We start from the raw sequence: 5319 nt of genomic DNA, 5'->3' as shown, positions 1-5319 counted from the left end.
GATGAAATGATAATCGTTGCCATCTCCCTTTTTTATAGGTTCAATTTCAATTCCCTAAGTGCTTGAATTATCTTCATTTTTATCGTCAGAGTGTTCAATCATGTTCAAATAGTTCAAATAAGCTGTGTTGTCATCTATAGCATAAGCCTTGAACCTTAGCCTTTTTTCTTTTGAGATTTTTTTATTCATATGTTGCACTATATCAGTAAAAAACGGAAGCAGTCAATATGAAATGTTTCACTATGTCCATTTCCACATTCGTCATTCCTGCTTGTCAGGAATCCATCTGTTTTTTTGTCATTGCGAGCCATCCCCTTCCTGTCATTGCGAGGCTTTGCCGAAGCAATCTCGTATTCCCCTCTATTAAGAGGGGTCTCAGGGGTGTGTAATATGAAATTTCCTTGACAGTAAAAAGATGCCTGATTAAGATAATGTGTCTTAGTCAGGAGTCATCTTTACACTCGGCATAAAAAAGCAGTAGCCAAAATCCCTCCAATGGGTTATAAGGTAATTGTCTAAAAACCCAGACAGGTACATTTTTAAGGACACTAACTTTTAAAATGTTTCATATATTTATCTTGTAGTTAGCTTTTCTCTGAAAAAGCCATGGAAGTGGGACTTCACGCTGTCTCAGAAGAAAAACAAAAAACTTCAAGGTGTATCTTCTTTGCCTACCCAACCTTCTCCTTCAGCCACTTCTGAATTAAGGAATCCTCGGTGGTGTGGAGTTTCTTTGCCCTATTCCTTATCCTTTTATACAGCTCCATATTCACGCCGACATATTCCTTTTTCTGTAGCTTAAACTCAATATCGGACACTTCGGTCACACCCTCAAACTCAAATATATCGTGCTCATCAAAAAAGTCGCTTGCCTCAGATATGGTCATCGGTTTTAACTTACTTTTCCTCATATCTTTTTCTCTCCCTTTTATTCATATCCCTTGCAGTTACGATTAATGCCTTTCTGTCAAGTTTTCTGATAAAGAATACTGAAAGGTAACGCCCGGTTTTTGTTCTGCCGAGGGCATTATATAAATTCTCTCCTTCAATATTACCGCTTTTCTCTTTAAATATTCTGCACTTGCCTGTTAATACTTCTTCTACCTCATAGGGAAACACCTTATGCTTCCATGTAAGTTTCTCAACAATAGTGTCCAACCAGATTATACCATCAATTATGAACACAAAACAAAACCCTCATCTGGTTTAAAGATACCATAGAAGATAAACAGAAGCAAGAACGAAAAATCTGAAAAGTGAAAAAGCCTGCCCTTTGTTAAATCTCAGCTACTGCCTCCTCTCTATGAGCCTTCGGCTGTGATACCTTCTTACTCCCTCAGTTCCTTTACCAATACCTAAGGATTCCTTTTTATCAAGATTTTAAATGAGGCAATTCGCATTATGGCTTCAAATCTGTTATATTTAGACACTAAAAAAATTCTAAAGGGGATAAATTGCCTGATAAAGATAAAGACAAGATAAGGGTCAGGTTTGCACCAAGCCCAACAGGGCATCTACATCTTGGAGGTGCAAGGACAGCCCTTTTTAACTGGCTCTTTGCAAGGCATCATGGAGGCACATTCATCCTTCGAATAGAAGACACGGATAAAACGAGGTCAACCGAGGAGTTTATCGAATCCATACTGGATGGCGTGAGATGGCTTGACCTCGATTGGGACGAAGGTCCCTTCAGACAAACAGACAGGTTTGACATTTACAGAGGCTATGTCGAAAAGCTCATTAGAGAGGGTCATGCCTATTATTGCTATTGCTCTTCAGAGGAGCTTGAGCAAAGAAGAAAACAGGCACTCTCTGAGGGTAGGGCTCCAAGATATGATGGAAGGTGCTGGAAAAAGAAGACCCCTCCAATGGGCATAACACCATCTGTCAGGTTCAAGATGCCTGATGAGGGTAAGACATCTGTTCATGACCTCATAAAGGGTACTATAGTTTTCGAGAACTCTGAGCTCGATGACCTCATAATCATGCGCTCAGATGGAACTCCAACATATAATTTCGTTGTTGTTGCCGATGATGTTGACATGGGTATAACACATGTGATTCGTGGAGATGACCATCTTAACAACACGCCAAAACAGATTCACATATACAATGCCATGGGATATGACATTCCAAGATTTGCCCATCTTCCAATGATAATGGGACCTGATAGGACAAGGCTTTCCAAAAGACATGGGGCAACCTCTGTCATTGCCTACAGGGACATGGGCTATCTTCCTCATGCACTCGTTAACTACCTTGTAAGGCTCGGCTGGTCTTATGGAGACCATGAGGTATTCACAAGGAATGAGCTTGTAAGGTATTTCTCTCTTGAGGCAGTAGGGAAATCAGCCTCGGTCTTTAACCCTGAAAAGCTTCTTTGGCTAAATAGCGAATATATAAAAGCTACGCCAACCGAAACCCTCGGAGAGAGAGTCATACCGTTTCTTAAGGCAGATGGCCTGATTAAGGCAGATGAGGAGATAAACATGAAGTGGCTTTCAAAAGCCATACACTCACTTATAGAGAGGTGTAGAACCCTTCGGGAACTTTCAAATAGCCTTAGATATTATATCTCTGATTATGTTGATATAGATGCCTTGGCAAAAGGGAAATTTCTGACCCCTAATGCCCTTCCATATCTTAAAGAGGTTAAGTCCGAACTTTCAGGTCTCGAGGAGTTTACTTCAGAGCAAATCGAAAAGCTCTTCATAGCCTTTGTTGAAAGGTATGGCATAAAATTAGGTGTAGTTGCACAGCCAGTGAGAGTGGCTATAACAGGAAATACAGTGAGTCCGGGGATTTTTGAGGTCTTAGAAATAGTGGGAAAGGAAAAGACATTGAAAAGGCTTCAACAGGCAATAGAGCTGATATGAGCTATATAGCAGTTATAGGTGGTGGCTCTTGGGGAACGACACTGACAATCCTCCTTGCAGAGAAAGACTATGACACTGCTTTATGGGTATACGAGGAGGACATCGCCTTTGAGATTAAAAGGACACGGATAAACAGCATATATCTGCCTGATGCTGTATTGCCTGAAAGTGTTGTGGTGTCATCAAAGCTAAGCGATGTCTTAAGGAATGCAAGATACATAGTGTGTGTGGTCCCAACACAGCACATCCGTCCTGTATTTGCCTCTGCCCTGCCATATATACCAGAGGATGCCATAATAGTAAGTGCGTCAAAGGGAATCGAGAAAGGAACAAACCTTACACCATCTCAAATACTTAAGGAACTTACAGGTAGAAATGTATCTGTCCTATCAGGTCCTTCCTTTGCAAAGGAAGCGATAAAGAGGCTTCCTACTGCCGTAACATTGGCATCCGAGGACTATGGGGTCGGATTGCTTTTACAGGAATTATTTACGACAGGCTCATTCAGGGTCTACACACATCACGATGTAATTGGAGTTGAGCTTGGAGGGGCTCTTAAAAATGTAATTGCAATAGCCTCTGGCATCTCGGACGGCCTTGGGCTTGGATATAATGCGAGGGCTGCACTTATAACCAGAGGGCTTGCCGAGATAACAAGGCTCGGTGTAATGATGGGTGCTAAGGAAAATACCTTTTCAGGGCTAAGCGGACTTGGAGACCTTGTCCTTACATGCACAGGTCCAATTTCGAGAAACTACACGGTTGGCTGTAACCTTGCAAAGGGCGAAAAGCTCCATGACATAATCTCAAGGACGAAAAGCATTGCAGAGGGCATTGACACAACAAAGTCTGCCTATGACCTTGCAAGGATTTATAACATAGAGATGCCAATAGTTCAGGAGGTCTATCAGGTGCTTTATGAAGGCAAAGACCCAAAAGACGCTGTTCATGAGCTCATGAATCGCTCTTTAAAGCCTGAGTTTTATGTATAAGAGGATGCTGAAAGACATACTTGAATCCGTGAGTAAAAAATCGTTGAGCATAAATCAGGCACTCGAAAAACTGAGGCATCTTCCATACGAAAACATAGGCAATGCAAAGATAGACCATCACAGGCACTTAAGACAGGGCATCCCTGAAGTGGTATTCGCAGAGGGCAAAAACCACGATGATGTCATTGCCATTGCAAAAACGATTTACAAAAGGAATAAAAGTCTTCTCATAACAAGGGCATCAAAAGAAATCTATGCTAAATTAAAGATAAAACCTGCAAGGTTTCATCCTCTTTCAGGAGTTATATCAGTAGGAGGAGAAAAAAATAAAACTGGAAGTGTCCTCGTTATATCAGCCGGGACATCGGACATCCCGGTTGCCGAGGAGGCAGTAGAGACCGCATTGTTTTTAGGCAGTTCCGTGAGAACTATTTACGATGCAGGTGTTGCAGGGATTCACAGGCTGATGGACAAAAGACAGCTCTTTGACTCTGCAAAGGTAATAGTAGTCGTTGCAGGCATGGAAGGTGCACTTCCTTCTGTGGTTGGAGGGCTCACTGACAAGCCAATCATAGCAGTGCCAACATCTATTGGCTATGGAAGTAGTCTTGGAGGGCTTACTGCGCTTTTTTCAATGCTCAATTCCTGTGTGCCTGGCATCGCAGTGATGAACATAGACAATGGATTTGGTGCAGGCTGTCTTGCCCATAAGATAAATTCCATGAATCAGGTTTCCCCAAAATTATAGAAATCTCCCTTAACCGCATCTGGTTTTTTAATTATCCCGCTGACCGACCCTTCTATTTATAAAACTTATCAAACCATTAACAAAATATATTTTGAAAAGCAGGGCGGTATATGCTTAAATGTCTGCAACCTTAGGTTTTCCGAATAATTAATCGAGGTCTAAAGGGGGGTAATATGTTACAGAGGGTAATGGGAAAAAGTATTGGAGTATTAAACTTTGCAATTTTCCTGCTATTTTTACTTGCTTCTCCAGCCTTTTCTGCCAATGAGGCGTGTCTTACCGATTCCGATCCTACCATAGCCGCAGGACACAACCACACAGTTGGTCTTAAAGAAGATGGTACAGTAGTTGCTGTTGGCGCGAGTTATTATGGTCAACTGAATGTCTCAGGCTGGACAAATATTAAGGCAGTTGCTGCAGGAGAAGCCCTCACAGTTGGTCTTAAGAAGGATGGCACTGTAGTGGCTGTTTGAGGTAAGCTGGAAAAAGTGGACACCAAAAGTTAAGTAAAATAACTTAATGGAGGTGTCTGGATGGAGAGAATACCGTATGGGAAGTACATGAAGGAGTTTAGGGAGGAAGCGGTAAAGCTGGTGGTTCAGGGAGGGCTTTCAGTGCTTGAGGCAAGCAGGAGGCTGTCGTTGTCGTCTACGACACTTAATAACTGGGTGAAGGCGTTTCGTGCGGGCAAACTTGGAGATGT

At 42.1% G+C, this 5319-nt stretch carries 7 protein-coding genes; 5 read left to right on the top strand and 2 right to left on the bottom strand.

What is annotated here, in order from left to right; genetic code table 11:
* Positions 1 to 671: 671 nt before the first annotated feature.
* Together HY805_09480 and HY805_09475 are read right to left on the bottom strand one after the other, a co-directional pair.
* Positions 672 to 911, bottom strand: a complete 240-nt coding sequence (locus HY805_09480; GenBank protein ID MBI4824439.1) for a hypothetical protein — start codon at positions 909 to 911, stop codon at positions 672 to 674.
* A complete protein-coding gene (locus tag HY805_09475) occupies positions 898 to 1185 on the bottom strand; it encodes a BrnT family toxin (GenBank protein MBI4824438.1) in 288 nt (95 codons plus the stop codon). The genes HY805_09480 and HY805_09475 overlap by 14 nt, the downstream gene beginning before the upstream one ends.
* Positions 1186 to 1478: 293 nt before the next feature.
* On the opposite strand from HY805_09475, the gene gltX reads away from it, so the two are divergent.
* From gltX to HY805_09450, 5 genes are all read left to right on the top strand, one after another.
* Complete coding sequence (gene gltX, locus HY805_09470) at positions 1479 to 2876, top strand: glutamate--tRNA ligase (protein MBI4824437.1); 1398 nt, start codon at positions 1479 to 1481, stop codon at positions 2874 to 2876.
* Complete coding sequence (locus tag HY805_09465; GenBank protein ID MBI4824436.1) at positions 2873 to 3868, top strand: NAD(P)-dependent glycerol-3-phosphate dehydrogenase; 996 nt, start codon at positions 2873 to 2875, stop codon at positions 3866 to 3868. Before gltX ends, HY805_09465 begins: the two co-directional genes overlap by 4 nt.
* Positions 3861 to 4616, top strand: a complete 756-nt coding sequence (larB, locus tag HY805_09460; GenBank protein ID MBI4824435.1) for a nickel pincer cofactor biosynthesis protein LarB — start codon at positions 3861 to 3863, stop codon at positions 4614 to 4616. The genes HY805_09465 and larB overlap by 8 nt, the downstream gene beginning before the upstream one ends.
* 173 nt (positions 4617 to 4789) lie before the next feature.
* Complete coding sequence (locus tag HY805_09455; GenBank protein MBI4824434.1) at positions 4790 to 5089, top strand: hypothetical protein; 300 nt, start codon at positions 4790 to 4792, stop codon at positions 5087 to 5089.
* Positions 5090 to 5149: 60 nt separating this feature from the next.
* On the top strand, positions 5150 to 5319 hold a 170-nt coding region (locus HY805_09450; protein MBI4824433.1), incomplete at its 3' end, for a transposase.

The sequence above is a fragment of the Nitrospirota bacterium genome, from assembly GCA_016207905.1.
Classification (GTDB): Bacteria; Nitrospirota; Thermodesulfovibrionia; order Thermodesulfovibrionales; family JdFR-86; genus JACQZC01.
This window is presented reverse-complemented; position numbering and strand designations above follow the sequence as displayed.

Coding starts and splice junctions, on each gene's coding strand:
- HY805_09480 (MBI4824439.1), bottom strand. CDS start 911: ATGAGGAAAAGTAAGTTAAAACCGATGACCATATCTGAGGCAAGCGAC.
- larB (MBI4824435.1), top strand. CDS start 3,861: ATGTATAAGAGGATGCTGAAAGACATACTTGAATCCGTGAGTAAAAAA.
- HY805_09465 (MBI4824436.1), top strand. CDS start 2,873: ATGAGCTATATAGCAGTTATAGGTGGTGGCTCTTGGGGAACGACACTG.
- HY805_09455 (MBI4824434.1), top strand. CDS start 4,790: ATGTTACAGAGGGTAATGGGAAAAAGTATTGGAGTATTAAACTTTGCA.